Origin of the sequence: Lacrimispora sp. BS-2, assembly GCF_040207125.1 — a bacterium.
Lineage (GTDB): Bacteria > Bacillota > Clostridia > Lachnospirales > Lachnospiraceae > Lacrimispora.
Map to the genome: position 1 here is coordinate 2427932 of NZ_CP157940.1, position 25235 is coordinate 2453166.

General features: G+C 44.1%; 21 protein-coding genes and 1 pseudogene. 5 read left to right on the plus strand and 17 right to left on the minus strand.

The window, feature by feature from the left end; all coding sequences use genetic code 11:
* Positions 1 to 292: 292 nt before the first annotated feature.
* From lysS to ABFV83_RS11545, 5 genes are all read right to left on the minus strand, one after another.
* Positions 293 to 1798 (minus strand): lysine--tRNA ligase, encoded by a 1506-nt coding sequence (gene lysS / locus ABFV83_RS11525; protein WP_349943964.1) that lies wholly within the window; start codon positions 1796 to 1798, stop codon positions 293 to 295.
* 72 nt (positions 1799 to 1870) lie between these two features.
* The gene (gene greA / locus ABFV83_RS11530) at positions 1871 to 2353 is read right to left on the minus strand and encodes a transcription elongation factor GreA (protein ID WP_013271808.1); all 483 of its coding nucleotides are present in this window, start codon (positions 2351 to 2353) and stop codon (positions 1871 to 1873) included.
* A gap of 97 nt (positions 2354 to 2450) precedes the next feature.
* Positions 2451 to 3431 (minus strand): tRNA dihydrouridine synthase DusB, encoded by a 981-nt coding sequence (dusB, locus tag ABFV83_RS11535; RefSeq protein WP_349943966.1) that lies wholly within the window; start codon positions 3429 to 3431, stop codon positions 2451 to 2453.
* The gene (locus ABFV83_RS11540) at positions 3428 to 3784 is read right to left on the minus strand and encodes a DUF6145 family protein (protein WP_349948913.1); all 357 of its coding nucleotides are present in this window, start codon (positions 3782 to 3784) and stop codon (positions 3428 to 3430) included. Before ABFV83_RS11540 ends, dusB begins: the two co-directional genes overlap by 4 nt.
* 155 nt (positions 3785 to 3939) lie before the next feature.
* Positions 3940 to 4947, minus strand: a complete 1008-nt coding sequence (locus ABFV83_RS11545; protein ID WP_349943968.1) for a LacI family DNA-binding transcriptional regulator — start codon at positions 4945 to 4947, stop codon at positions 3940 to 3942.
* Positions 4948 to 5232: 285 nt separating this feature from the next.
* Between ABFV83_RS11545 and ABFV83_RS11550 the strand changes: the two are divergent.
* Positions 5233 to 6714, plus strand: a pseudogene (locus tag ABFV83_RS11550) (altronate dehydratase family protein).
* Between the two features lie 85 nt (positions 6715 to 6799).
* Positions 6800 to 8290 carry a tagaturonate reductase gene (locus tag ABFV83_RS11555; RefSeq protein ID WP_349943970.1) on the plus strand — a complete coding sequence of 497 codons (1491 nt, stop codon included), beginning with the start codon at positions 6800 to 6802 and terminating at the stop codon, positions 8288 to 8290.
* Between the two features lie 121 nt (positions 8291 to 8411).
* Here the strand turns inward: ABFV83_RS11555 and ABFV83_RS11560 are convergent, their stop codons facing one another.
* Positions 8412 to 9314: a LysR family transcriptional regulator gene (locus ABFV83_RS11560; RefSeq protein WP_349943971.1), complete on the minus strand. Its 903-nt coding sequence runs from the start codon at positions 9312 to 9314 to the stop codon at positions 8412 to 8414.
* Positions 9315 to 9427: 113 nt separating this feature from the next.
* Between ABFV83_RS11560 and ABFV83_RS11565 the strand changes: the two genes are divergently transcribed.
* Both ABFV83_RS11565 and ABFV83_RS11570 read left to right on the plus strand, forming a co-directional pair.
* Complete coding sequence (locus ABFV83_RS11565) at positions 9428 to 9880, plus strand: hypothetical protein (protein WP_349943973.1); 453 nt, start codon at positions 9428 to 9430, stop codon at positions 9878 to 9880.
* 14 nt (positions 9881 to 9894) lie between these two features.
* Positions 9895 to 11172: a cation:proton antiporter gene (locus tag ABFV83_RS11570; protein WP_349943974.1), complete on the plus strand. Its 1278-nt coding sequence runs from the start codon at positions 9895 to 9897 to the stop codon at positions 11170 to 11172.
* A 98-nt stretch (positions 11173 to 11270) separates the two neighbouring features.
* On the opposite strand, the gene ABFV83_RS11575 is transcribed toward ABFV83_RS11570, so the two are convergent.
* The 6 genes from ABFV83_RS11575 to ABFV83_RS11600 all read right to left on the minus strand — a co-directional run bounded on the left by ABFV83_RS11575 (position 11271) and on the right by ABFV83_RS11600 (position 17674).
* Positions 11271 to 12101 (minus strand): sugar phosphate isomerase/epimerase family protein, encoded by an 831-nt coding sequence (locus ABFV83_RS11575; RefSeq protein WP_349943976.1) that lies wholly within the window; start codon positions 12099 to 12101, stop codon positions 11271 to 11273.
* 14 nt (positions 12102 to 12115) lie between these two features.
* Positions 12116 to 13669: a glycoside hydrolase family 28 protein gene (locus ABFV83_RS11580; protein ID WP_349943977.1), complete on the minus strand. Its 1554-nt coding sequence runs from the start codon at positions 13667 to 13669 to the stop codon at positions 12116 to 12118.
* Positions 13670 to 13768: 99 nt separating this feature from the next.
* Positions 13769 to 14620 (minus strand): carbohydrate ABC transporter permease, encoded by an 852-nt coding sequence (locus ABFV83_RS11585; RefSeq protein ID WP_349943978.1) that lies wholly within the window; start codon positions 14618 to 14620, stop codon positions 13769 to 13771.
* Positions 14621 to 14625: 5 nt separating this feature from the next.
* Positions 14626 to 15525: a sugar ABC transporter permease gene (locus tag ABFV83_RS11590; RefSeq protein ID WP_349943979.1), complete on the minus strand. Its 900-nt coding sequence runs from the start codon at positions 15523 to 15525 to the stop codon at positions 14626 to 14628.
* 4 nt (positions 15526 to 15529) lie between these two features.
* Positions 15530 to 16198, minus strand: a complete 669-nt coding sequence (locus ABFV83_RS11595) for a hypothetical protein (RefSeq protein ID WP_349943980.1) — start codon at positions 16196 to 16198, stop codon at positions 15530 to 15532.
* 96 nt (positions 16199 to 16294) lie between these two features.
* The gene (locus ABFV83_RS11600) at positions 16295 to 17674 is read right to left on the minus strand and encodes an ABC transporter substrate-binding protein (protein WP_349943982.1); all 1380 of its coding nucleotides are present in this window, start codon (positions 17672 to 17674) and stop codon (positions 16295 to 16297) included.
* Between the two features lie 229 nt (positions 17675 to 17903).
* Between ABFV83_RS11600 and ABFV83_RS11605 the strand changes: the two genes are divergently transcribed.
* Positions 17904 to 18770: an AraC family transcriptional regulator gene (locus ABFV83_RS11605; RefSeq protein WP_349943983.1), complete on the plus strand. Its 867-nt coding sequence runs from the start codon at positions 17904 to 17906 to the stop codon at positions 18768 to 18770.
* A 62-nt stretch (positions 18771 to 18832) separates the two neighbouring features.
* On the opposite strand, the gene ABFV83_RS11610 is transcribed toward ABFV83_RS11605, so the two are convergent.
* The 5 genes from ABFV83_RS11610 to ABFV83_RS11630 form a co-directional block, all read right to left on the minus strand.
* Positions 18833 to 19969: a glycoside hydrolase family 88 protein gene (locus ABFV83_RS11610; RefSeq protein ID WP_349943984.1), complete on the minus strand. Its 1137-nt coding sequence runs from the start codon at positions 19967 to 19969 to the stop codon at positions 18833 to 18835.
* A 274-nt stretch (positions 19970 to 20243) separates the two neighbouring features.
* Positions 20244 to 20399, minus strand: a complete 156-nt coding sequence (locus ABFV83_RS11615; RefSeq protein WP_349943985.1) for an LUD domain-containing protein — start codon at positions 20397 to 20399, stop codon at positions 20244 to 20246.
* Entirely contained in the window at positions 20383 to 20541 is a 159-nt protein-coding gene (locus ABFV83_RS11620) for a hypothetical protein (RefSeq protein ID WP_349943986.1), read from the minus strand. Before ABFV83_RS11620 ends, ABFV83_RS11615 begins: the two co-directional genes overlap by 17 nt.
* Positions 20542 to 20568: 27 nt before the next feature.
* Positions 20569 to 21543, minus strand: coding sequence for a 6-phosphofructokinase (gene pfkA / locus ABFV83_RS11625; RefSeq protein ID WP_349943987.1), 975 nt, complete (start codon positions 21541 to 21543; stop codon positions 20569 to 20571).
* A 65-nt stretch (positions 21544 to 21608) separates the two neighbouring features.
* Positions 21609 to 25091, minus strand: coding sequence for a DNA polymerase III subunit alpha (locus ABFV83_RS11630; RefSeq protein ID WP_349943989.1), 3483 nt, complete (start codon positions 25089 to 25091; stop codon positions 21609 to 21611).
* Positions 25092 to 25235: the final 144 nt, after the last annotated feature.

The window sequence follows — 25235 nt, forward strand, 5'->3', positions numbered from 1 at the left end:
GCCTAATACAATGGATATTCCTGCTCGACAAGTTCTTCCTTAAATATCCGTTCTTCGCCCCCTTATAATTATGCTAAGAGATTCAAGAAAAGCGGCAGCACGTGTATTATAGACCATAACACAAAAAGGACATTTCCTCTGTAGAAATGTCCTTAAAATACAAAATGATATATAATTGTTGGAACAAAAATACGCATTATAAGGTATTACTGCGTATTATGCAATGCAAATTTATTGTAAGAATGTTGTAATTTTCAACTGAAAGTATCACAAACCCTTGATTCTGCGTGCTTTATTTATCCAATGACTTCATCGTCGGGAACAACAACACATCCCTGATCGCATAAGAATCCGTAAGCAGCATAACAAACCTGTCAATACCAATACCAATACCGCCAGTCGGAGGCATACCGATCATCAGTGCATTTACAAAATCATCATCCATAGAATTAGCTTCATCATCTCCCGCCGCAAGAAGTGCTTCCTGAGCCTTAAAACGCTCAATCTGATCCAGAGGATCATTTAACTCAGAATAAGCATTTGCCATCTCACGCTTTGTAATGAACAGCTCAAAGCGCTCCGTATACTCCGGATCATCAGGCTTTTTCTTGGTAAGAGGAGAGATCTCAACCGGATGGTCCATAATAAAGGTAGGCTGAACCAAATGCTCTTCTACAAATTCCTCAAAAAGCATGCTTAAAATATCGCCCTTCTTATGACGAGCCTCATACTCCACATGGTACTGGTCTGCCAGAGCCTTAGCCTCTTCATCCGTATGAATGGTAGTAAAATCAATGTCCTTATATTTCTTTAAAGCGTCTACCATGGTAATGCGTTCAAATGGCTTTGATAAGTCAATTTCCACACCATCATAGTTTACAACAGCCGTACCAAGAACCTTAAGGGCAACAGACCGGAATAAATTCTCCACCAAGTCCATCATGCCGTGGTAATCGGTATAAGCCTGATATAATTCCATCAAAGTAAATTCCGGGTTATGACGGGTATCCACGCCCTCATTTCTGAAAACGCGTCCGATTTCATAAACTCTTTCCAAACCGCCTACGATAAGCCTCTTTAAGTAAAGCTCAAGAGAAATACGCAGCTTTACATCCTCATCAAGAGCGTTGTAATGGGTTTCAAATGGTCTTGCCGCTGCGCCGCCTGCATTGGCGACCAGCATTGGTGTTTCCACCTCCATGAAGCCCTGGGCATCCAGATGGTCACGGATGGCCTTGATGATCTGGGAACGCTTTACAAAGGTATCCCTCACCTCAGGGTTCATGATCAGGTCTACATATCTCTGCCTGTATCGAATGTCCGTATTGGTCAGGCCGTGGAATTTCTCCGGAAGGATCTGAAGGCTCTTGGTAAGTAAGTGAACGCTCTCAGCATGGATGGAAATTTCTCCCGTTTTTGTTGTAAACGCAATTCCCTTAATGCCTACGATATCACCGATATCCAGCTTCTTGAATTCCTTGTATTCCTCTTCTCCGATACTGTCTCTGGCCACATAGGACTGAATATTGCCCTTTAAGTCCTGTACATTACAGAAGGAAGCTTTCCCCATCACGCGCTTTGACATAAGGCGTCCTGCGATGGATACTTCCTTTCCTTCCCATTCCTCATAATGTTCCTTGATTTCACCACTGTGTACGTTTACATCGTACTTTGTAACTTTAAACGGATCTTTTCCTGCTTCCTGAAGCTCTGCCAGCTTTTCCCGGCGGACCTTCAGCAAATGATTTAAGTCCTCTTCTTTCACCTGATTCTGGTTTTGATTCTGCTGTTCTGCCAACTGTTTGCACTCCTTTGTGAACTATGTTAAGGAAGTTCGATTCGCCGGACGGCTCATCGAACGGCTATTTTTCTAAGATACTCTCTGGATCTCCAGAACTTTATACTGGATTACTCCTGACTGTGTCTCTACGTCTACCACATCTCCCACTTTTCTGCCGATCAGTGCATGACCTACCGGAGATTCGTTGGAAATTTTATTCTGAAGGCTGTTTGCCTCCGTGGAACCCACAATTTTGAATTCCATCTCTTCATCCTCATCAACATCGTAGACTTTTACCTTGCAGCCAATGTTAATCTTATCTAAATCAATCTCATCCTCAACCACTACCTCTGCATTTTTAAGGAGCTTCTCCAGCTCTTCAATACGCAGCTCAATGTCTCTTTGTTCATCCTTTGCGGCATCATATTCAGCGTTCTCGGACAAGTCGCCTTGTTCTCTGGCTTCCTTGATTTTCTGGGCGACCTCTTTTCTTTTTACTACCTTTAAATTCTGAAGCTCATCCTCGTATTTTTTAAGGCCTTCGTAGGTTAAAATATTTTTCTTGTCTACCATGGTTTTTGATTCCTCCTGGTTTCATACTCGCTCATTCGCATTCCAAATATTATAGCGTAAACATCTAAAAATGTCAAGAATGTAACTATTCCTGATTCTATTTCTCTGACCGGGAATTTCCGATCCTTTCTTCCGCAAAACGCCTTAATTCATCCATGGTTCCCACCTGGTTGATATCATTTCTAAGCTTAGCGGAATGAGGAAGTCCGGCTGTATACCATGCCATATGCCCACGCATCTCACGCATGGCCACTGCTTCCCCTTTGTGCTCCGTCTCCAGGGCTCCGTGACGGATGATCATCCTGGAAATCTCTTCCCTGGTGGGTCCTGGAAGCAGTTCTCCTGTTTCCAGATAGTGAAGGGTTCTTTTAAAGATCCAGGGATTTCCCTTGGCTCCCCGGGCAATCATCACCCCGTCACAGCCGGTTTCCTCCATAAGGGCCTTTGCATCCTCCGGCTTAAATACGTCACCGTTTCCAATGACCGGAATTAAGACAGCTTCCTTTACCTTCCTTATAACATCCCAGTCAGCTGTTCCTGAATAATACTGCTCCCTGGTTCTGCCGTGAACAGCCACTGCTGCCACTCCGCAGCTTTCCGCCATTTTGGCAAACTCCGGGGCATCGCAGTCTTCTTCTGCAAATCCTTTTCTGAACTTTACGGTCACAGGCTTTTTCACTGCCTTTACCATGGCGGTCAGGATCCGCTCTGCAAGCTTCCTATCCTTCATAAGCGCCGACCCTTCCCCGTTATTTACGATCTTCGGCATGGGGCAGCCCATATTCACGTCAATGAATGCATAGGGTCCCTCTTCCACCTGGGCCGCAATATCCGCCATGATCTCCGGATCAGAGCCAAAAAGCTGGAGGCTTACAGGACCTTCTCCCTCGGCCACCTTAAGCAGCTCATTCGTATTTCTGTTCTTATATAAAATCGCCTTGGCGCTGACCATCTCCGTTACTGCCATACCGCAGCCCTGTTCCCTGCAAAGAAAACGAAATGGCAGGTCCGTAACTCCTGCCATCGGTGCCAGTATCAGGTTGTTGTCAAGCGTCAAGTTTCCAATTCTAAGCTTCACGTATCTTTGTCTCCGCCTTCCAATTCTTCTCCCAGATAAAACACCCGGTAATACATTTCCAAAGCTTCCAGAAGCTCCCTTTTCTCTTTCCGGTACTGTTTGATCTTCAGCACGCTTCCGATCTCATCAAACAGATAATCTCCCTCCTCTGCCGTCACCTTAAATTCCAGGGTGCCATCCTCATCGTATTCCATGACAAGGATCCCTCCTACATCTTCGGTATAAAGCACGCACATGATCTGAAGTTCCTGTTTGATGCTTTCCGGGAGACTTGAAAACTGCTGGTTAAAATAGTATTTCTGATCATAGGAATTGGCACCGCAAAGCACCACATTGTCTCCATCATGCTCCATCGTTCCTGCCACCGCACTTTCCTTATTATCGCCATGTTCTTTGGGCATAAAGGGATACCCACAGGGTGTTTCCTCATTATCGCCCATGCTCTTTGGGTATTTCCATTATTTACTGACAATATATTTTATCATACCGGAAAAGAAATGACAATAGGTCAAAAATCAGTGGTACACCGCTTGATCAGCCGGCAGGTCACCCGGTTATTCCTGTTTACTTCCGTTTCTTCTCCCAGAAGAATTTTCATCATATTGTCAATGGAAATGTTGCATAATTCCTCGACTCTGTTATCAATGGAAGAAAGCTCAGGATCGCTGCAGATCGACAGGGCAGAATTATTAAATCCGGTAATGCACAAATCTTCCGGAATCTTTAAAAGCTTTGCATTGGCATACTTGATCGCTCCTACGGCAAGGCCGTCATCTGTGGCAACCACGCTGTCAAATCTTAAATCGCGGCGCTCTAAAAGGATATCCCTTACCGTATGGATCCGGTTCTTTACATAAAGCTTTAAATCTCCCAGCACCGGAAGCCCGTAGGCTTTTAAAGCCGATTCATAACCCGCCAGCTTCTGATTCGCGCTGTAAGAGTGGGAGTCACAGAGAAACAGGATTCTTCGCCGCCCTGTTTCAATCATCTGGCTGGTCACATCATAGGTTGCCTGATAATCATCTCCATAAGCGCAGTAAATATTCTCACCTTCCAGATATCCGTTAATCAAAAACACCGGAACCTGTTTTGCGGCATTGCGGACATACTGTGTATTTTTATCCGCTTCCCCTATTCCTGCATAAGTGGAGCCGACCATAATAAGGGCATCGATCCGCTTCGCAAGAAGAAGGCTGACATACTTTTCCTTTACGGACTGTTCAAACCCGCTGCAGCACAATATGCAGTCGTAACCATGCTCGTGCATACGGCTTTCCAAATGGGCTACCGCTGTAGCCATATAGGCATCTGATACATCCGGACATAAAATCCCAATGGTCTTCATGGAATCAAGCCCCAGCCCCCTGGCAAATACATTAGGGGTATAGCCGTTCTCTTCCATAACCGTCCTGACCTTTTGTTTTGTTTTCTCACTCACACGGGGGCTGTCGTTCACCACCCGGGATACGGTAGCGATGGAAACTCCTGCAAGTTCTGCAATGTCATAAATGTTCATCCTGGTAGTCCCTTTTACTCATCAAAATTTCCACACAAAGTAAGCGTAAGCACTTACACTTTTCTTGCTCCATTATACAGGATAATTTTCTATAACGCAACTGTTATTACTGATTTTATCCATATAAAAATCTGTTTTATTTCTTAAGTTATTCCCTAAAATAAATAGAAAAATCTCTTTTTTTCTTTCCCTATTGACGTCTGCACTAAAATAGTGTATGTTTTATGTAAGCACTTACATTATATGTACCAACGGAAACTGGTACCAAGAAAGGAAAGGAAGCTTATGCAGGATTTTATCAAAATTCATTCCGGAGATAATGCTGCAGTTGCATTAAAGCCGCTTTCTTCCGGCACTGCCGCAGAGATTGACGGTAAACTCATCACACTTCTGGAAGATATCCCACAGGGCCATAAATTTGCCCTCACCGATATACCTGCCGGCTAATCCGTCATCAAATACGGCTGTGCCATTGGCATGGCAAAGGAAAATATTAAGACAGGGGCCTGGATTCACACGCATAATATAAAAACAGGTTTGGGGGACTTACTGACTTATACATATGACGACCAGGAAACGGCCATTGCCCCAACGGATGAACGTTTCTTTTACGGTTACCGCAGGCCCGACGGAAAAGTGGGGGTGCGTAATGAAATCTGGATCATTCCCACAGTTGGCTGTGTCAATAACATAGCCACTGCACTGGAGCGCATGGCAAAGAAATACATAGGCAGTACCATTGACGAAGTTGCCGCTTTTCCCCATCCCTACGGCTGTTCCCAGATGGGTGATGACCAGGAATATACAAGAACCATTCTGGCTGATTTGATCAACCATCCCAATGCCGGCGGCGTTCTGGTTCTGGGGCTTGGCTGTGAAAACAGCAACATTTCCGAGCTAAAATCCTATATCGGCGATTACGATGAAAACAGGGTAAAGTTCCTGGTAACTCAGGAATCTGAGGATGAGATGGCTGATGCCATGGAGCTCATCGGAGAGCTGGCTGAATACGCAGGTACGTTCCAAAGAGAGCCTGTAAGCTGCAGCGAACTCATCATCGGTATGAAATGCGGCGGTTCCGACGGTTTATCCGGAATCACAGCCAATCCAACGGTAGGAGCATTTTCCGATATGCTGGTCTCCAAGGGCGGAACCACCATTCTGACAGAAGTTCCGGAGATGTTCGGCGCGGAAACGCTTCTTATGAACCGCTGCCGGAACAAAGAAACCTTCGAAAAAACCGTGGATCTGATCAATGATTTCAAGAACTACTTTACAAGCCATAACCAGACCATTTACGAAAATCCATCCCCAGGCAACAAAAAAGGGGGGATCTCCACCCTGGAAGACAAATCCCTGGGCTGCGTCCAGAAATCCGGCAGTGCTCCGGTGGTAGATGTATTAAAATACGGGGAACCGGTGCGTATAAAGGGCTTAAATCTCTTAAGCGCTCCCGGCAACGACTTAGTGGCATCCACAGCACTGGCTGCTTCCGGTGCCCACATCGTACTGTTTACCACAGGCCGCGGCACTCCATTTGCCTGTCCGGTACCGACCATGAAGATTTCCACCAACACCGCCCTAAGCACAAAGAAAAGTAACTGGATTGATTTTAACTGCGGTGTTCTTGTGGAAGGTACGGATATGGACACCCTGAAAAATGAATTCTTTGATTTTGTGATCGAAACAGCTTCCGGAAAAAAGGTGAAATCCGAAGAGGCAGGCTTCCACGACATGGCTATCTTTAAGCAGGGCGTGACCTTATAATTCAACTACTATGTCATTCTATGTTCCTGTATGAATGCAGAATACGGATGGAAATATGCAATAAAGAAAAAAGGAGATAAATTCAATGGAAAAATTATGTTATAAAACACTGGAAGACCTTGGGTTTGACGGATATCTTTTAAAGGAGGCTCCTGAACGGGTGCTGCAGTTCGGCGAAGGTAACTTTTTAAGGGCATTTGTAGATTATTTTATCGACGTTCTGAATGAAAAAACCGGATTTAATTCCAAGGTTGTTTTATGCCAGCCCATTGCACCGGGTCTTGCAGATATGATCAACGAACAGGAAGGGCTTTATACTCTTTTCCTCCGTGGCTTTGAAAACGGGCGGAAGGTGAATGCAAAACGGGTGATCTCCTGTGTAAGCAGATGCTTAAATCCTTATACGGATTATGAATCTGTATTGGCCTGTGCAGATAATCCTGACCTGCGTTACATTGCCTGCAATACCACTGAGGCAGGTATTGCCTACGATCCCTCCTGCCAGTTTACGGATGTTCCGGCTGACAGCTACCCTGGAAAGCTGACCCAGTTCCTTTACAGAAGATTTGAAAAGTTCGGAAAGGAAGCCGGAAAGGGCTTTGTCATCCTCTCCTGCGAGCTGATCGACGACAACGGAAAAGAGCTGGAGAAATGCGTTTTAAATTACGCCGGGCAATGGAACCTGGGCGAGGAATTCATAAACTGGATCAAAACGGAGAACATCTTCTGCTCCACTCTGGTAGACCGTATCGTAACCGGATATCCGAGAAATGAAGCTGCTGCCATCTGTGAAGAATCAGGTTACCAGGATAACATCATGGATACCGGTGAAGTCTTCGGCTTCTGGGTCATCGAAGGACCGGACAGCTTAAAGAAAGAACTTCCCTTTGAAGAAGCCGGCCTTCCGGTTATTATCTGCAGCGACCACAAGCCATATAAACAGAGAAAGGTCCGCATTTTAAACGGTGCCCATACTTCCTTTGTTTTAGCCGCTTACCTTGCCGGGCAGGATATTGTCCGAAGCTGCATGGATGATGAAGTGATCTGCGGCTTTATGAATAAGACTATTTATGATGAGATCATTCCTACCCTGACTCTTCCAAAAGAAGAATTAATGAGTTTTGCAGCCTCTGTTACAGAGCGTTTCAAAAACCCGTTTATTGATCATGCATTGTTATCCATTTCCTTAAATTCCACTTCTAAATGGAAAGCCCGGGTTATGCCTTCCCTTAAGAGCTATGTGGAAAAAACAGGCATGCTTCCCAGATGTATAACAGCCTCCTTTGCTTTTTACATTGCATTCTACAACGGAAGGAACCTTACAGAAGACGGCCTTGTTGCAGCACGTCCCGCCGGTGACGAGTACACCATCAAGGATGATAGGCCGGTTCTTCAGTTCTTCTATGACCACAAGGATGATGATCCAGCTTCCCTTGTTCATGGGGTTTGCTCCAATGCTGACTTCTGGGATGAGGATTTAAGTAAAATCCCAGGATTTGAAGAAGCCGTGGCTGGTTATTTAACAGGTATCAAAGAAAAAGGCGCATATGAAGTTATGAAGGAATGTTTAAGCTGACCGGAATAACGGCTACCCATTCATAAAGCGTATAGACTTGAGGAAACAAACACCGGTGTCACCTTGATTGGTGATACCGGTGTTTTACAGTTACATTGCTTGCCGTTTTGCACAGGCAGCATTAAGAAGCATAGAACTTTACCACCTTATTATATTCCTTCATAATACTATGCAAAACATCTGCATGTTTAAAATCGCTGTGATACAGAATGTTGATTTCCCGAATCATACTAAGATTCTCTATAGGTAATGCAGTAATTTTTCCTTTCTTTAGTTCGTCCAGACATACGCTGCGTGAAAGTATGGAAACTCCTATATCCCGCCTAATAAGATCTTTAATCGTTGCAATATTGTCGACTTCTAAAATGACATTAAAATCATCAAGTGACATATTATTACTTTCTAAGTGGGCGGTAAACAGGTTTCTTGTCCCCGATGAGGGTCTGCGAAGAATCAATGGCTCCTTCATTAATTCATTTATGGTTACCATGCTCTTTTTTGCCAGGAGATTATTGTTTGATACAACCAGCATCAGTGAATCTGTGTCCAGCAGAAGCGAGTTAATGCTGTCATCCTGAACTTTCCCCTCTACAACAGCTAAATCTACCTCATAATTTTTCAGCATTTCATAAAGATTATTTATAGAGTCAGAAATAATTGTTATGCTTGCACCAGGGTTTTTGGAGCTGTACTTTCCTAACACTTCTGCCACTGCATTACTTTCAGCAGTATGGGTAATCCCAACCGTAAGCCGTCTTATATGGCGCTGCTCATCTAAAATATTTTGTTCCATCCTCTGATATAGGGCTATGCTCCGCCGTGCATACTGAATTACAATATTTCCTTCATTTGTAGGCTTTATATCACTTCCAACACGATTGAAAACTTTAATATTTAATTCCTTTTCCAACTGCTTTATGTGTTGAGTTACCGCTGGCTGCGTCAAAGAAAGATGTTCTGCCGCGCGTGTGTAACTGTTAAATTCGACCACTGCTAATAACGTATAAAGTTTAGTATCAATCATCTTATCCACCTCCAACTATAATAATCTCTTATGACATACTAAATAATTATAAATATACATTATGGAATTTATGATTATAATAGTAGCATGAATCAAGAAAGGAGGCAAGAATAATGAGACAAAAGTTTTTATTTGTATGGCACGTTCTTATTTTTAATGTGATTAAACCACTTCCATATTCTTCATACTATTTTAACAATCATTTCCGGTCACCGACACAAAGTATTGCTGATTATTCAATTTCGCGCTACATGGGGATTGTTAACTTTGGAAAGGAACAGTCAGGTTATACCGGAGTAATCTTAGCAAATATTGCACTTATGCTTTTCTTCTTACCGCTTTGTTTTTCAGTAGATTGGGTAAATCATGCAGTACATCTGCTTTCGGTAAAAATATCAGTCAATGTAATTCTTGTCCTAATGGCTATGATCAAATTTGATATGCTTTGCCTTCGTGACAAGCGAAATTATTTAAAATTTTTTTATCTTTTTAGTTGTCTGGTTACGTCATCATATTGGACTTTAACATGCGTGTTTTTAACCGCATTTGAAAATATGGGATTATAGAGGAGGCTTTATCCATGGATCATCTTTTAAGTCATTTAAATGACACAACAATTATTCTTTTATCTTTATCAGTAATATTGCTGGCCGGATTTCTGCTTACGCGTATTACAAAGCTGGTAAAACTGCCAAATGTAACTGGTTATATTATTGCCGGAGTTATAATAGGGCCATATGTTTTGAACTTGATTCCACATGAAATGGTTGAACATATGGGTTTTATCAGTGACATTGCTTTGGCCTTTATCGCGTTTGGTGTTGGGCGTTTTTTTAAAAAAGAGGCTTTTAAAGAAACCGGATTTGGAGTAATCGTGATTACTTTATTGGAATCTTTATTAGCCGGAATACTAGTAACGTTATCCATGCACTACATTTTCCATTTAAATTGGAGTTTTTGTCTGCTCTTGGGAGCGATTGCAACGGCAACAGCTCCGGCAAGCACTATGATTACAATCCGGCAATATCATGCACGTGGGAATTTTGTAAATATTTTATTACAGGTAGCTGCACTTGATGACGCTGTGTGTCTTATCGCTTTCAGCTTAGCCTCTGCTTTTGTTAATGCGGAAGCCGGAGCAGGTATTTCCGGCTCTGAAATCATATTGCCTGTCATTTATAATATTGGTGCATTGGTAATCGGTTTTATAAGCGGAGTTTTATTAAGCAGGCTGATGACTCCGGCAAGGAGTGAAGATAACAGGCTGATTTTAACAATTTCACTTCTTCTTGGAATTGCAGGTCTATGCGCCTCCGTAGATATTTCACCTTTACTTTCCTGTATGCTCTTTGGCACAACTTATATCAATATGACGAAAGACAAAGAATTATACAGGCAGGTCGAAAGGTTTACTCCGCCTATTTTGTCCATGTTCTTTGTTGTATCAGGAATGAGTTTGAATATTCGCTCGTTTGGAACTCTGGGGATAATTGGAGCATCCTATTTTATAATACGGATTGCAGGAAAATACCTTGGTGCTTTTGGGGGTTGTATGATAGCTAAAACAACAGCAACAGTACGAAACTATTTAGGGTTAGCCTTGATCCCACAAGCCGGTGTTGCTATTGGCCTTGCTTTTATGGGTAAAAGAGTTTTGCCCGATAGTATGGGTAATATGTTGCTTACGATCATATTATCTTCTTCGGTTTTGTATGAGTTAATTGGACCAGTCTGTGCTAAAATCGCTCTAATTCATTCTGGATCTATAAAAACAGAAAAAGTTGAAGCCTGTAACCATAAAATTGAACAAATAACCGATAGAACACAAGAGAGTCAAAATGTTATAAACCTGACATAGTTATGGGAAATAATAAGTTCATTTAATCAGCAGAGCAAACAAAACGGTGAGGACAAAAGCCTCACCGTTCTTATCTGCTGCATTTTTAAGTTATCTTCTTAGCAACTATAATTCTCCAGAAATTTTCTTGACCACTCTGCATTATCCGGCTTACTATCCTCAATGGTCATCTGAATGTATGGCTTTTCCTTTTTCACAAAATCCATAATCACGTCATATTTCATTACTCCTGTCCCAGGAGCGCCGGAAAGGATGCGGCCGTGTTCCACCACAAAGTCCTTCATATGAAGAACATCTGTATACCCGCCTAAATCCTCAATAGCTTCCCTTATTACCTGTTCGTAATGATCACTGTTTTCCACTGACAAAAGATTTACCGGATCCAGGATGATCCTTAAATTAGGCGAATCAATGGCCTTAAGTACCTTTAACGCCTGTTTGGAATTGTATACAATGTGGCTCCATACCGGTTCAATCGCCAGAATCACACCAAATTTTTCTGCGCATTCCACAACCGGACGCAGATTTGCAATAAATGTTTGAAGGGCTTCCTCTGTGTGGCAGGCCGGTTCATAACAATATTCCTTATTAGGTGCGCCGGTTTCCGTTCCCACAACGCTGCATCCTAATATAGAAGCAAAACGCAGATGAGCATAATAACGCTCCTGGATTTTTTTGATTTCTGATTGATCTGGATGGGCCAGATTCAGATAGCAGCCCAGGACTGCGATGTCCACATCATGTTCTGCAAATGTTTTGCGCAGATACGCAGCATAGCCTGGCGTCAGCGCGGAATTCTCCACGGAATGTTCTTGTACTGTCTTTGTCAGGGCCAAATGGGCACAGGTAAACCCTTGCTCGTGGGCAATCTTCACCCGTTCCTCCAGGGCCCCAGGTGTGATGTCGTGCAACCGGATTCCGATCTGCATAGTAAACTCCTCCTTTATCTCACTTTATAATGATTGATGCCGCTCAGTTCAAAAGCTTCCCCTTCCTGGCCGGAAATCTTCACGTGATCGCAGATCAGGGTGTCCACGTTGCTGATGAGAAACCCTTTTTTCCTGCACTCTCCCACTCCGGACAACATGGCGGGGACTCCCGGGTTTGCCTGGTCCGCAAAGGAAATATCAACGTTTTTAAATTCAATGCGCTCAATTTTACTCTCCGGAAGTCCATAGAGGAAGGAAGCCGCCACATGGCAGTTTTCTGCCTTAATGTTGGTAAAATACAGCCTCCTGATCTCAGGGGTCCGCTCATCCACGGTCAGGGCCTCACGGCACTGTACATAATCGGATTTTCCATCAGGATCACAGAAATAAAAGCTGTTTACAACAAATGGCGTCATGACATGATCCATATGTATGCGGTCAAAATAAATCTCAGAGAGCACGGAGTCCTTTCCCCTGCCTCTTCTGGTCTTGATCCGAAGGCCTCTGTCCGTATTGGAAAACAGGCAGCGTTCCACACGGATATTCTTAACGCCTGCACCTGCTTCGCTTCCCACGGTAACCGCACCATGACCGTTTTCCATCAGGCACTGGCGGATCACGATGTTTTCCGAAGGAGTCTTATACCTGCGGCCCATATAGATTTTTCCGGACTTGACCGCAATGCAGTCATCTCCTAAAGAAAAGTGCAGGCCCAGTATTTCCACATCCTTGCAGGATTCCGGATCCAGACCATCGGTATTGGGAGAATCAGCCGGATTACTAATATCCAGATTCAGGAATTTTAAGTTCTGGCTGAAATATGGATGAAGCACCCAGGCAGGGCTGTTTTTTAATGAAAAGCCCTGAAGGGCCACATTTTTACATCTCTCTAAAAATACCAGACGGGGACGGAATGCCGCCTTCATCTGGCGGACATTATCCCACCAGTTATCAAAGGAAGCCTGACCGTTAATCAGGCCTGGTCCATAGACCACCACATCCTCTACATCGATCCCGGTTATGATTCCGGCAAACATTGGGAGAGGGTTTCCTTCCCATGTACCCAGATTGTAATCCTCTTTTTCATCGTAGCTCTCGATCATTCCGGGAAATCTGGGATATTTATACCGGTCCGTATCTGCCAGAAGCTCCGCTCCCTCAGCCAGTTCAAGCCTTAAATGACTCTTTAAAAACAGGCTGGTAACCCGGTATCTTCCCTTTGGAATCAATACCCGGCTCTCCTTCGGGCAGGCCATAATAGCCGCCTGGATAAAGGAGGTATCATCCTGGATTCCATCGCCTCTAGCTCCCATTTCTTTTACATTTAATGTTACAAATTCATAGTCGGTATGGAAACCGGCTTCCGCCCTTTCTCCATTTCTTTCCAGGGAAATATTATAATCCATATCCGGCTTTAAGTTAAACAACGTAAAGACGACCCGGTTCGTTTCTCCAAAGACTTTTCCGTTTACCAGAATCTTTCCCGGTGTTTCAAATGCATAGATCTGTTCCGTCACCGTCTCCACGGTCACAGACCGTGCCGTTTTAAAGACAATTTTTAATTCCATTCTCACTTTACCTCACCTGTAAATTTTCCTGTCAAAAAATACACATTCCTATGATCTAAAAAAGAGCGCAGCAATTTTTTACCGCGCCCGTCTTTTTAATTATCCTTTCACGCCTCCTGCCGCGATACCGTCAATAAAAGCATCCTGGGCACAGAAGAATACGATCAGGGAAGGAATAATGGAGATTAAGGACATGGCCAAAATCCGGTTCCACTGGAATCCCACATCACCGTCCATGGACATGCGCAAATAAATGGAATTCGTATATTTGGGCATATCGGAAACGTAAATAAGCGGTCCCATAAAGTCGTTGGAGGTCCACATAAACTGAAACAGTGCAACGGATACCAGGGATGGCTTTAACATGGGAACAATCACATACCATAAGGTTTTAATGGAACTGCAGCCATCAATTTTGGCGGCTTCCTCCAGTTCCTTGGGCACGCCTCTTAAAAACTGGATCAGCATGAATAAGAAATAGGTATCACCTGCAAACAGGGATGGAACCACCAGCGGTAAGTAGGAATTGTTCCAGCCCCACTTGTTGAACATAATATACTGGGGTGCATTTAACACTACCTGGGGCAGGAATAAGGTGGAAATCATAAGAGAGAACAGAATTCCTTTTCCCTTAAATTCAAACCGGCTAAAGCCATAAGCCGTTATAGTTGCTGATACGACTGTGAAAAGCACCTTTGGCACAACAATTTTGTATGTATTGAGCATGGATTTGATCAGGTTGATCTTACCGCCGTAATCTACAAATGCGTTGGCATAACCATCGGTCACAGGCTTTTTAGGCCAGAACCATGCGCTGGTGAAAATCTCTGAGTTCGTCTTAAAGGTAGCGCCCACCATCCAGATCAGGGGGTATACCATAATAAAGCCCACAAGGATCAGTAATGCATACCGGATCATTGTACTGATCTTTCTCTTGGTCTCTTTCGTCATATCATTTACCTCCCGTCCTCATCTGAATAGTAAACCCACTTCTTCTGGCTTACAAACGCTACTACCGTAAAGGTCATAACAATAAGGAACAGGATCCATGCCTGTGCACTTGCCATACCCATTTTATGACGTAAGAATGCATTGTTGTAAATCAAGATTGAGATCAAAGTGGTTGCTCCGTTAGGCCCGCCCTTTGTTACAAGGAACGGTCCGTTGAATTCCTGGAACGCCTGGCATAACTGCGTAATCAGGTTATAGAAAATAACCGGTGTAATTAAGGGAACCGTAATTTTGAAGAACTGTGTCCACTTTCCAGCCCCGTCAATGGAAGCCGCTTCGTATAAATCTACGGAGACTCCCTTTAAGGCTGCAAGGAAGATCACCATGGCAGACCCAAACTGCCAGACCCTTAAAAGCACGATTACGGTCAGAGCACCGCCTCCGGTTGCCATCCAGTTGATCTTTTCAACACCAAATGCACCAAGAACGGTGTTGATCAGGCCGTCTGTATTGAATACGGCTCTCCACAGAATCGCAATGGCAATGGAGCCGCCCAGAATAGACGGAATGTAATATGCTGTCCGAAAGAAGTTAACTCCTTTTAACTTAAAATTCAGAATATATGCAATAAACAAAGCGAATATAAGCTTTAAAGGCACATCAAAAATTGCATATTTAAATGTAACAAAAAACGCCTTTTTAATATCGGAATCAGTGAAAATCTTATTATAGTTCATCATACCTGTCTTTGTTACGCCGTTAAACAGATCATAGTTTGTAAAGCTATAATACAGTGAAGAGGCGAACGGATAAACTTTAAAAAGTATAAATCCGATCAGCCATGGTAAGATGAAAAAGAACCCTGCATTGTCTGCCAGGACCTTACGGATACCCTTTGACTTCATTCTCTTATTCCTCCTGCTTTTTTAAGATTGTATATTGCGCTTTCAGCATTTCCTGTAAGCCTGCACATGTATTTTTATCGTTACTTTCGATCGTTTTCCATATAAATTCCCCGTAATCACTGTATTTCTCTCTTTGAAGCACGCCCATATTACATGCTTTTAAGATGGAATAACCGATTTCCAGAGCTTCAGAAGAATCCGGGAGTTCCTTTATTTTCTCCCTGACTGTGTTTTTAAACAAGTCCTTTAATTCTCTGTAATATTCATAGATTTCTTCTGACATCTGTCCAATTGTTTCTATAAGAGCTATCAGACCGCTTCCTGTAAGTCTCTCTTCTCCCCGGAACAAAGCTGCAATCTCATTATAATGTTCTTTTCTTTTATATCTGGTCTCGTATGCTGTTACAAAAGGCATAAAATCCAGGGTCCAATCATTCTGCCTGATCAGTGACTGGGCCATCTGTCCGTATTTCTCATTTCCAGTCTGGTCCAGAGCAAAAAAGCAGGCCAGGCAATCCTGTGGCGGCAGACTTTCTGCTATCCCTTCCGGAGGTTCTATCCTGCTCAGACAGGTTATTGCAAAATCCCTATAGATCTCCCCGCTGGTAGCTTCATACATTTGTATTGCCCCCATCAGCTGGTATGGCTTCCATATCTTATTTCTGCATTCCATAACTTTTGTCTGCCCTTTTCTTTATGGGAGCCGCCATAAAATTATGGCGGCTCGTATGAAATATGTATCACTTATTCAAACTATCTGAAATCTTTATTAATTCTCAAGAGTCTCGGTAATGCCCTTAATCAGCTCACTTGCTGCCTGCCTGGAATCAATTTCTCCTGTGCTTAACTTACCAAATACTTTATAGTAAACACCGTCTGGATTTGCTTTTAAATCGTTGTGCTCAAACTTGCTGTCCAGGTTGAACTTGCTGTAGTTCATAACCTTTGTATTAGCCTCAATGGTCAGAGAATCACCAAGTTTGTTGGCCTCAAGAATCTTTAAGCCCTCTGTGGAGCAGGGAATGCCTCTCTCTGTGGAACATATTTTAACGCCTTCCTCTTCATTTAACAGGAAGTTGATCAGCATTGCTGCTTCCTTTGGATGCTTGGAATTTCCGGCAACTGCAAATGCCATGGAAATCTTTGTAAAACCTCCGTTGTTATCGCCCATCTTAACGAATTCGCCGACTGTGAACTCCTGACCTGGCTTGTTTACACTGCCTTCCAGTGCACTCTTAAATTTGGAAGCAGAGGAATCCCACTCAAAGATACCTGCGTACTTGCCGTCGATCCATTTTGCGTTCTTATCAAGAGAGTCAGCCATATCACCCTGAATGGTTGCCAGCGTTGGAATGACATGCTTTGCTTCCAGCTCTGTAATAAAGTCCATGCCGTCTTTTACTTCATCTTCTGTGTAATTGACCTGGCCTTCTTCAACCCAGTTTCTGCCGTACTTGGATTCCAGATAATAAACCATTAAGATCATACGGTCATATTCACCAAGTGCTAAAGGATACATATCAGGATCTTTTGCTTTAAATGCCGCACCTGCTGCATACAGGGAATCCAGGTCACTAGGAATGTCACAGCCTGCTTCTTCAAATGCAGTTTTATTCCAATAAAATACACGTCCTGTCAAAGAAATCGGCACTGCCATTAACTTTTGGTCAACCTTACAAAGATCAAGGCTTTCCGGTGTAAACTGCTTTAAATCAAGAACATCGGAGTAATCTTCCAGATTTGCAAAAGCTTTTCCTCCCTGGCTGTAGGATTCGATCCAGTTCCAGTTGATCTGCATAACATCAGCAGCATTTCCGCCTAAGATATTTAAGGACTGTTTCTCTTCCCATCCGGTCCATGCGCCATACTCAGGAGTTACTTTAATGTTTGGATATTTCGCTTCAAATGCCTTAATAGCTTCTTCTGTTGCAGCATGTCTGCTGTCACCGCCCCACCAGGAAAACTTAAGCTCTACCGGTTCTCCTGAAGTAGCTGGTGCTGCTGTTGCCGCCTCACCTGCTGCAGCAGAAGTGGTCTCTGCTCCTGCAGAAGCTGTCTCACTGGCGCTCTTACCCCCGCCGCAGGCGCTTAAGGACACTGCCATAACAGTTGCCAACCCCATCGCAGCCCACTGTTTGATCTTTTTCATATTTCTCTCTCCTTTTTCTATCCCTCATAAATGAGTTCTTAAAAGCTTGTGTAAGTATTTTCACTTTTTCTACATTTTTTTACCCATTTGCGTAAGCGCTTACACTTAGCTTTTTTCTTATTATAACATCCAGCCAACCATAATTCATTTCAAATCTGGCACAAAACATTGCAAATATTGACATCCTATGGTATAGTTCCAGTATAATCAGATAAGGAATTTACGTTTTATGAAAGTACTTACCACTTTTTCAGAAGGAATTGAACACTGCATGGCCTCCCAGTATTTCTCCATTGTGCATCTGCGCAGGGATACGGGAGTTTTAAGCATGCACAGCCACCTCTGCCATGAATTTTATTTTTCCTTAAGCGGAGGCTGCACGTTTATGATAGATGACAAAAATTACCGGGTCGAACCGGGGAGCTTATTCATGGTCAAACAATATGAAAGGCACCAACTGCTGCAGATGGATACCTCCATCCCTCAGGAACGGTTTGCCATATTCATAGATCCCTCCTATCTGGAAAGCATTTCCACGCCGCAGACGGATCTGACCTACTGTTTTACCCACAGGCCTAAGAAATTTTCTCACCGCATTGCTTTAAACCATGGACAGCAGCGGCGTTTCATTTATTATTTCAATAAACTGGCCGCAGAAGAAGGATTCGGCCAGGATGTGGAAGAACGCTCTGCCTTTGCCGAATTCATGGTTTTCATTACAAAACTGACCACAGAGGCCTTTCATGGGAGGGAATCAGAAGAACAGAGACAATATTTCAGCAGTAAAGTGACCGATATTATTACCTATATCCATCACAACATTGATTCTCAGTTAAGCATCGGAGATATTGCGGCCCATTTTTATTTAAGTACCTCTTATCTATGCAGGCTTTTCAAAAAAAGCACCGGTACCACCATCAATTCCTACATAATTTCCCGCCGCATTGAACTGGCCCAGAAGCTTTTGTCAGCCGGCTACAGCGTCAATGAGGTCTACATCATGTGCGGATTTAATGATTACAGCAACTTTTTTAAAGCATTTACAAAAAAGGTGGGGATTTCACCGAAGAAATATGCACAGAACAGTTTGAGATGATATGTTTTGGGGATTGGTGCCCAGCTATCCAGGCCCCAATCCCCATATATTTTCCTGTTTCTTTATTGATTGTATACCCAGCCGGTTCTTTTCATTTCCGTATAGGCAAGGAGGAATGGTCCTACCCCTTTGGCATCATCCTTTACAACAGGCTCAGACATGTAATAGTCATAAGTTCCATTTCTCCTGTCTTTGCCTCCAAGTCCGGCCACCAGGCAGATCCCTCCCAGGCTCATATTTCCCTCTTCCATATGAAGATAGGTATCACAGATTCCCTGGAAAGCCTTTTTGCCATACTTGGAATAGGACTGGGGAAGACAGCCTAAACGGACTCCCTTTAAAATGGCATAGGAGAAAATGGCGCTTCCGCTGGTTTCCAGATAATTCCGGTCCATACCGCCTAAGTTTACCACCTGATACCACATACCGCTTTCATCCTGGTATTTCAGCATGGAGTCTATCAGGTCGTGGAATGCTTCCCCCATCTCCTTCATGCTTTCCCTGTCCGACGGATCAGATTTGTCCATGGTATCTAAAAGGGCCATGGCATACCAGCCCAATGCTCTCAGCCAGAAATTCTGGGACAGTCCTGTCACCTTATCACACCAGAACATCTCTCTGGAGGAATCGTATGCATGGTAGTAAAGGCCGGTTTCCGTATCCCTCATAAGCTTCACCACATTGGTGAACTGGTTGTAAATATCCCCGCAGTTTTTCTTATTATTAAACCGGGTTTCGTATTCCATATAAAATGGCTGGCACATATACAGACCGTCAAGCCAGACCTGGTTTGGATAAATATTCTTATGCCAGAAGTTCCCTTCTTTTGTCCGCGGCATCTTTCCAATCTGGCTGTAAACTACATCAATGGCTTTTCTGTATTTTTCCTTTCCAGTCAGATCGTAAAGCTCGAACAGGGTTTTACCCGCATTGACATTATCAATGTTCCGCTCTTCCACATCATAGCCGTCAATGGTCCCGTCTTCTCTTACTCTGTAATCGATAAATGTGTCGGCAAAATCCAGATATTTTATATCTCCGGTAATGGAATACATTTCCAAAATGGATTTGATCATACAGCCGTCTATGTAATTCCAGCCGGCCTTCTCTCCCTGAAGCAGCTTCTCAATGTTCCATACCGGGCGGTCCGGTGTGCTCTTATCCATCAGTTCATTGATATATCTTTCAATTGCATCCATGTTCTTCTTCTCCTTGCTTTCTGTCCCTTTTTGTCCCCTTAAGCGTTCGTTTCGCTTTGGTCATTTTTATCAAGCATAACCGGAAAATACCCCGTTGTCAAATTCCATTAAAAAGCAGATTATAAAAAAATGGCGGGAAACAGCCGGGAATATACTAAAAATCCCGTTTGCTCTCGCCAATCTCATTATATTTCAGTTCATTAAAAACCCAATGCCTCATCCACAAAAATGATTTCACACTTCATGCCCATAGGAGCCCGGTCGATCACCGCCGTTATACGGCAGATCCGTTCAGGGCTGTTGCCTGAGGTCCAAATGCGGTCATAGCCACCCGGTTTCCGGTTCCGTCGATGTTAACGATCTGCCCGGTTTCCGATACGCCATTGGCGCTGGTTATATAGATATTGGAACAGTTAGCCAGGTGCCGCACATCTCTGGAAGGCTCCGCCAAATCCAATGGTCTGGTTCTTTAAGGCATCCACAAGATAATCACGTGCTTCTTCTTTTGTAGAAAAAAGCTGTGTGGAAAACCCGTGTTTTTCAAAATTTTGCCTAATCACCGTATATTCCATATTCGCCTCCAGCTGAATCTGACCCAATTATCTCACAAGCATCTTGCTGATCTGGTACTGGTCTTCAGGGATGTCCTTTGTCATGCTAAGAGCTTCCTGAATATCTAAATCCTGGAATTCTCCTTGCTTATAACCTATGACACGGTTGCTCTTTCCTTCACAGAGCAGTTCTACTGCCCTTGCGCCCATAATGGAAGCATAGACACGGTCCTTGCAGGTAGGCGCGCCACCTCGCTGCATGTGGCCCAGGATGGTTGCCCTGGTCTCAATGCCTGTAGCAGCTTCGATTCTCTTAGCCATAGAAGAGGAATGTCCGATGCCCTCTGCATTGATAATGATATGGTGCTTTTTGCCCCGCTTTCTATTCTCAATGATACGGTTAATGAGGGCCTGCTCATCGCCGTCATAGCGCTCCGGCAAAAGAATATCCTCGGCGCCGTTTGCAAAACCGCACCAAAGGGCAATATAGCCTGCATTACGTCCCATTACCTCAATGATGCTGCAGCGTTCATGGGAAGTGGATGTATCACGAACCTTATCAATGGCCTCCATGGCTGTGTTAACAGCCGTATCAAAACCAATGGTGTAATCGGTACAGGCAATATCCAGATCAATGGTTCCGGGAAGTCCAATGGTATTGATTCCAAGCGCGGAAAGCTTACCGGCTCCCCGGAATGAACCGTCTCCTCCGATGACCACAATGCCGTCAATATTATGCTTTTTACAGATCTCGGCGCCCTTTTTCTGCCCTTCGGCAGTTGTGAACTCCTGGCATCTGGCTGTATATAAAATGGTTCCTCCGCGGTGAATAATATCTGACACGCTGGTACTGGTCATATCAACGATTTCTTCCTGCAGAAGGCCTGCGTATCCCCTCATGATCCCCTTTACTTCCAATCCTTTATGGATTGCAGTCCTGACAATAGCACGGATCGCAGCATTCATACCTGGTGCATCACCGCCGCTGGTTAATACACCGATGGTTTTCACTTGTTTTGCCATAGTAGCTTCCTCCTGATTCACGGATATCTGTTTTAGTAAGTTTCTCATTGCATACATGTTGTATTCTAATTCATTTTACCATTCTTTTCAAGTTTTTTTTCTATAAGTTTGACATTTTTTTCACCAAGTTTTTTGATCAGGGCATCTAAGAGTCCGTCTGCCGCGTTTACGTTCCGGTTTGCCGGCAGAACCTTTCTGGCCCGCTCTTTTTCCAGATAAATGATGACTGAATCATCACCCTCTGATTCTTTTAAATCATTGAGGATTTCCCGTTCAACCGCCATATAGGATTCCTTATCAGGGAACTTCAGCCACAGCTCCTTTGGCAGGGCTGCAAAGGTCGTTACCCGCTCACAGATCAGCTTTCCTGCCGGATCCTCTCCAACCGATACTCTTCCTTGTATAAAGACCTTGGAATCTTCCACAAAAAGCTCCCTCTTGCTCTCATAGTCTTTGGGGAACACAATGACTTCCACGGATCCTGCCAGATCCTCCAGAATGATGAATGCCATCATCTTGTTGTTTCTAGTAGTTTTTACGGTCTTTCCTGTAATCATACCTCCGATGGTCACATAGGAACCGTCGGAAACGCCGGCTTTTCCCGTTTCCTCGTCAACAACAAAATCTATGGTGGTTGCAGTAATGTTATTTCTCCAGGTGGTTTCATAAGCTTCCATGGGATGACCGCTTAAATAGATGCCAAGGGTTTCCTTCTCAAATGCCAGAAGGTCTTCCTTTATAAATTCCCCTACATCTGGGAAAGTGACCTGAAAATGGCTTTTTTCTTCCTCCCCTGCAATATCAAACAGAGTCATCTGGCCTTCCATGGTGTTTTTCCGTTCTTTGCTTCTCTGCTCTAAAAGCTCCGGCGCAATTAAAAGCTTTTGCTTTCTTGTACCGGGAAGAGTGTCCAAAGCTCCGGATTTTATGAAATTTTCAAGGGTTCTTTTATTGACCTCCTTATTGCTCATCCGGTCAATAAAATCTTCCAGATCATGAAATGCCCCGTTTTGCTCCCGTTCTGCAACGATAAGCTCTACCACGGATTTTCCCACGCTCTTAATAGCCGACAGGCCGTAGCGGATGGATCCTCCCGAAACGGAAAACCCGCTTTCTCCCTCATTAATATCCGGCGGAAGGATGGAGATCCCCATCTGTCTGCAGCTTAAGATATATTCCGATACCTTTGATACGTTATCCATGACAGAGGTAAGGAGAGCCGCCATGAATTCCTGGGGATAATAATATTTTAAAAAGGCGGTCTGATAGGATACCACCGCATAAGCTGCTGCATGGGACTTGTTAAAGGCGTATTTGGCAAAATCAATCATTTCGTCATAGATATGGTTTGCCGTCTTTTCATCGATGCCATTGGAGGTGCATCCTGCTACCTCCTCCTCTGGATTTCCATAGACAAAGTTCTGCCGTTCCTTTTCCATGACAGAGGTCTTCTTTTTGGACATGGCTCTGCGCACCAGATCGCTGCGGCCCATGGTATAACCGGCTAAGTCCCTGACGATCTGCATTACCTGTTCCTGGTATACGATACAGCCATAGGTAGGGTCTAAAATGGGTTCCAGCTGGGGACATTCATAGGTAATGGAACTGCGGTCGTTCTTCCCCTTTAAATACTTGGGAATAAAGTCCATGGGGCCGGGACGGTAAAGGGAAATACCGGCAATAATATCTTCCAGGCTTCCAGGCTTCAGTTCCTTCATAAAGCTTTTCATGCCGGAGCTTTCCAGCTGGAACACCCCATCATCCTTTCCGGTGCCAATGGAATTTAAAACTGCCTTGTCATTATAATTGATTTGGTCCATATCAATGGTTAACTGCCTGTTTTTTTCTATGGCCTTTACCGCATTTTGAATGACTGTCAGGGTACGCAGCCCCAGGAAATCCATTTTCAAAAGTCCCAGTTCTTCCAAAGTTGTCATGGTAAACTGGGTGGTAATGGTTCCGTCGGCTGCCTTTGAAAGAGGAACGTATTCATCTACGGAAGTCCGGCTGATCACCACTCCGGCAGCATGCATGGATGTGTGCCTCGGCAAGCCTTCCAGACGCATGGACATATCAATGAGGTATTTGACCTCAGGATCCTCCTGGTATGCGTTTCTTAAGTCAGGACTTTGCCTTAATGCCTTCTCAAGGGTCATGCCAAGGTCTCCGGGAATCATCTTTGCTATGGTATCGCACCGGGCATAGGGCATATCAAGGACCCTTCCCACATCCCTTACCACACCTTTGGCTGCCAGGGTACCAAAGGTCACGATCTGGACCACCTGGTCCTTTCCATACTTCCGGACCACATAGTCAATGACCTCCTGACGCCGTTCAAAGCAAAAATCCACGTCAATATCAGGCATGGAAATTCGTTCCGGGTTTAAGAACCGCTCAAACAGAAGGTTGTAGCGGATAGGATCAATGTTGGTGATTCCCAGACAGTAGGATACGATGCTGCCTGCCGCAGATCCCCGTCCCGGCCCCACGATAATATCCTGGGATCTGGCATAATGAATGAAATCCCATACAATCAGGAAATAGTCCACGTAACCCATGGTATGAATGACATCCAGCTCATAGTCAAGCCTTTCCTTTAATGTTCCGTCATCCTGGGGATAATGGCGCTCAAAGCCATCCAGGCAAAGCTTGTTTAAATAGGACCAGGAATCATATCCTTCCGGCACATCGTACTTGGGCAGCTTGGTCACACCGAACTCAATTTCCACGTTACAGCGCTCTGCAATCCTGTGAGTGTTGTCAATGGCTTCTCCTGCGTAGGAGAAAAGCTTCCGCATCTCCTCCTCGGTCTTGCAGTAATACTGGCCGCCTTCGTAGCGCATGCGGTTTTCGTCCGCCACCTTTTTTCCGGTCTGGATACACAGCAGGATATCATGAGGCGTGGCATCCTCTGCATAGGTATAGTGGATATCATTGGTGGCTACTAATTCGATTCCTGTTTCATGGCTCATTCTCAGAAGGCTCTGGTTTACTGTGTTCTGAGCCGGTATTCCGTGATCCTGAAGCTCCAGAAAGAAATTTCCCTTTCCGAATATATCCTGATAGCGAAGGGCTGCTTCCATGCCTTTCTCATACAGGCCGCGGCTTACATGCCTTTGTACCTCTCCTGCCAGACAGGCGCTTAATGCAATGATCCCTTCGCTGTATTCCTTTAAAATCTCATAATCTACTCTTGGTTTATAATAAAATCCATCCACAAAACCTTTTGAGACGATCTTCATCAGGTTCTGGTATCCCTGGTTATTCTCAGCTAATAAGACCAGATGATAGTAACGGTCCTCTCCTCCTGCGGTCTCTCTGTCAAACCTTGATCCGGAGGTCACATATACCTCGCATCCGATGATGGGCTTTATTCCTGCCTCTCTGGCCGCCCTGTAAAAATCAATGACGCCATACATCACACCGTGGTCTGTGATGGCCATGCTGTCCATTCCAAGCTCCTTTGCTCTGGACACAAGCTCTTTTATTTTACAGGAGCCGTCCAACAGACTGTATTCTGTATGGACGTGTAAATGTGTAAATGCCATTTGTTCCTCCTTTCTTTATTCCTTTGTATGTAAATTCATAGTGAGGCTGCTAAGTCCGCAGTGCTCATTGCTTTCGTGAACAGTATACCACAAAACCCCCCTCCAGAAAACCTTTTGTACAAGATTTCATCAGCACACACAAGA

What these genes read in the sequence shown, in the direction of transcription:
- ABFV83_RS11595 (WP_349943980.1), bottom strand. Translation starts at nt 16,198, where the DNA reads ATGGAATGCAGAAATAAGATATGGAAGCCATACCAGCTGATGGGGGCA.
- ABFV83_RS11570 (WP_349943974.1), top strand. Translation starts at nt 9,895, where the DNA reads ATGGATCATCTTTTAAGTCATTTAAATGACACAACAATTATTCTTTTA.
- greA (WP_013271808.1), bottom strand. Translation starts at nt 2,353, where the DNA reads ATGGTAGACAAGAAAAATATTTTAACCTACGAAGGCCTTAAAAAATAC.
- ABFV83_RS11590 (WP_349943979.1), bottom strand. Translation starts at nt 15,525, where the DNA reads ATGAAGTCAAAGGGTATCCGTAAGGTCCTGGCAGACAATGCAGGGTTC.
- ABFV83_RS11620 (WP_349943986.1), bottom strand. Translation starts at nt 20,541, where the DNA reads ATGGAATATACGGTGATTAGGCAAAATTTTGAAAAACACGGGTTTTCC.
- ABFV83_RS11560 (WP_349943971.1), bottom strand. Translation starts at nt 9,314, where the DNA reads ATGATTGATACTAAACTTTATACGTTATTAGCAGTGGTCGAATTTAAC.
- ABFV83_RS11630 (WP_349943989.1), bottom strand. Translation starts at nt 25,091, where the DNA reads ATGGCATTTACACATTTACACGTCCATACAGAATACAGTCTGTTGGAC.
- ABFV83_RS11555 (WP_349943970.1), top strand. Translation starts at nt 6,800, where the DNA reads ATGGAAAAATTATGTTATAAAACACTGGAAGACCTTGGGTTTGACGGA.
- ABFV83_RS11585 (WP_349943978.1), bottom strand. Translation starts at nt 14,620, where the DNA reads ATGACGAAAGAGACCAAGAGAAAGATCAGTACAATGATCCGGTATGCA.
- ABFV83_RS11610 (WP_349943984.1), bottom strand. Translation starts at nt 19,969, where the DNA reads ATGGATGCAATTGAAAGATATATCAATGAACTGATGGATAAGAGCACA.
- pfkA (WP_349943987.1), bottom strand. Translation starts at nt 21,543, where the DNA reads ATGGCAAAACAAGTGAAAACCATCGGTGTATTAACCAGCGGCGGTGAT.
- ABFV83_RS11565 (WP_349943973.1), top strand. Translation starts at nt 9,428, where the DNA reads ATGAGACAAAAGTTTTTATTTGTATGGCACGTTCTTATTTTTAATGTG.
- ABFV83_RS11580 (WP_349943977.1), bottom strand. Translation starts at nt 13,669, where the DNA reads ATGGAATTAAAAATTGTCTTTAAAACGGCACGGTCTGTGACCGTGGAG.
- ABFV83_RS11600 (WP_349943982.1), bottom strand. Translation starts at nt 17,674, where the DNA reads ATGAAAAAGATCAAACAGTGGGCTGCGATGGGGTTGGCAACTGTTATG.
- ABFV83_RS11575 (WP_349943976.1), bottom strand. Translation starts at nt 12,101, where the DNA reads ATGCAGATCGGAATCCGGTTGCACGACATCACACCTGGGGCCCTGGAG.
- ABFV83_RS11540 (WP_349948913.1), bottom strand. Translation starts at nt 3,784, where the DNA reads ATGGAGCATGATGGAGACAATGTGGTGCTTTGCGGTGCCAATTCCTAT.
- ABFV83_RS11545 (WP_349943968.1), bottom strand. Translation starts at nt 4,947, where the DNA reads ATGAACATTTATGACATTGCAGAACTTGCAGGAGTTTCCATCGCTACC.
- ABFV83_RS11605 (WP_349943983.1), top strand. Translation starts at nt 17,904, where the DNA reads ATGAAAGTACTTACCACTTTTTCAGAAGGAATTGAACACTGCATGGCC.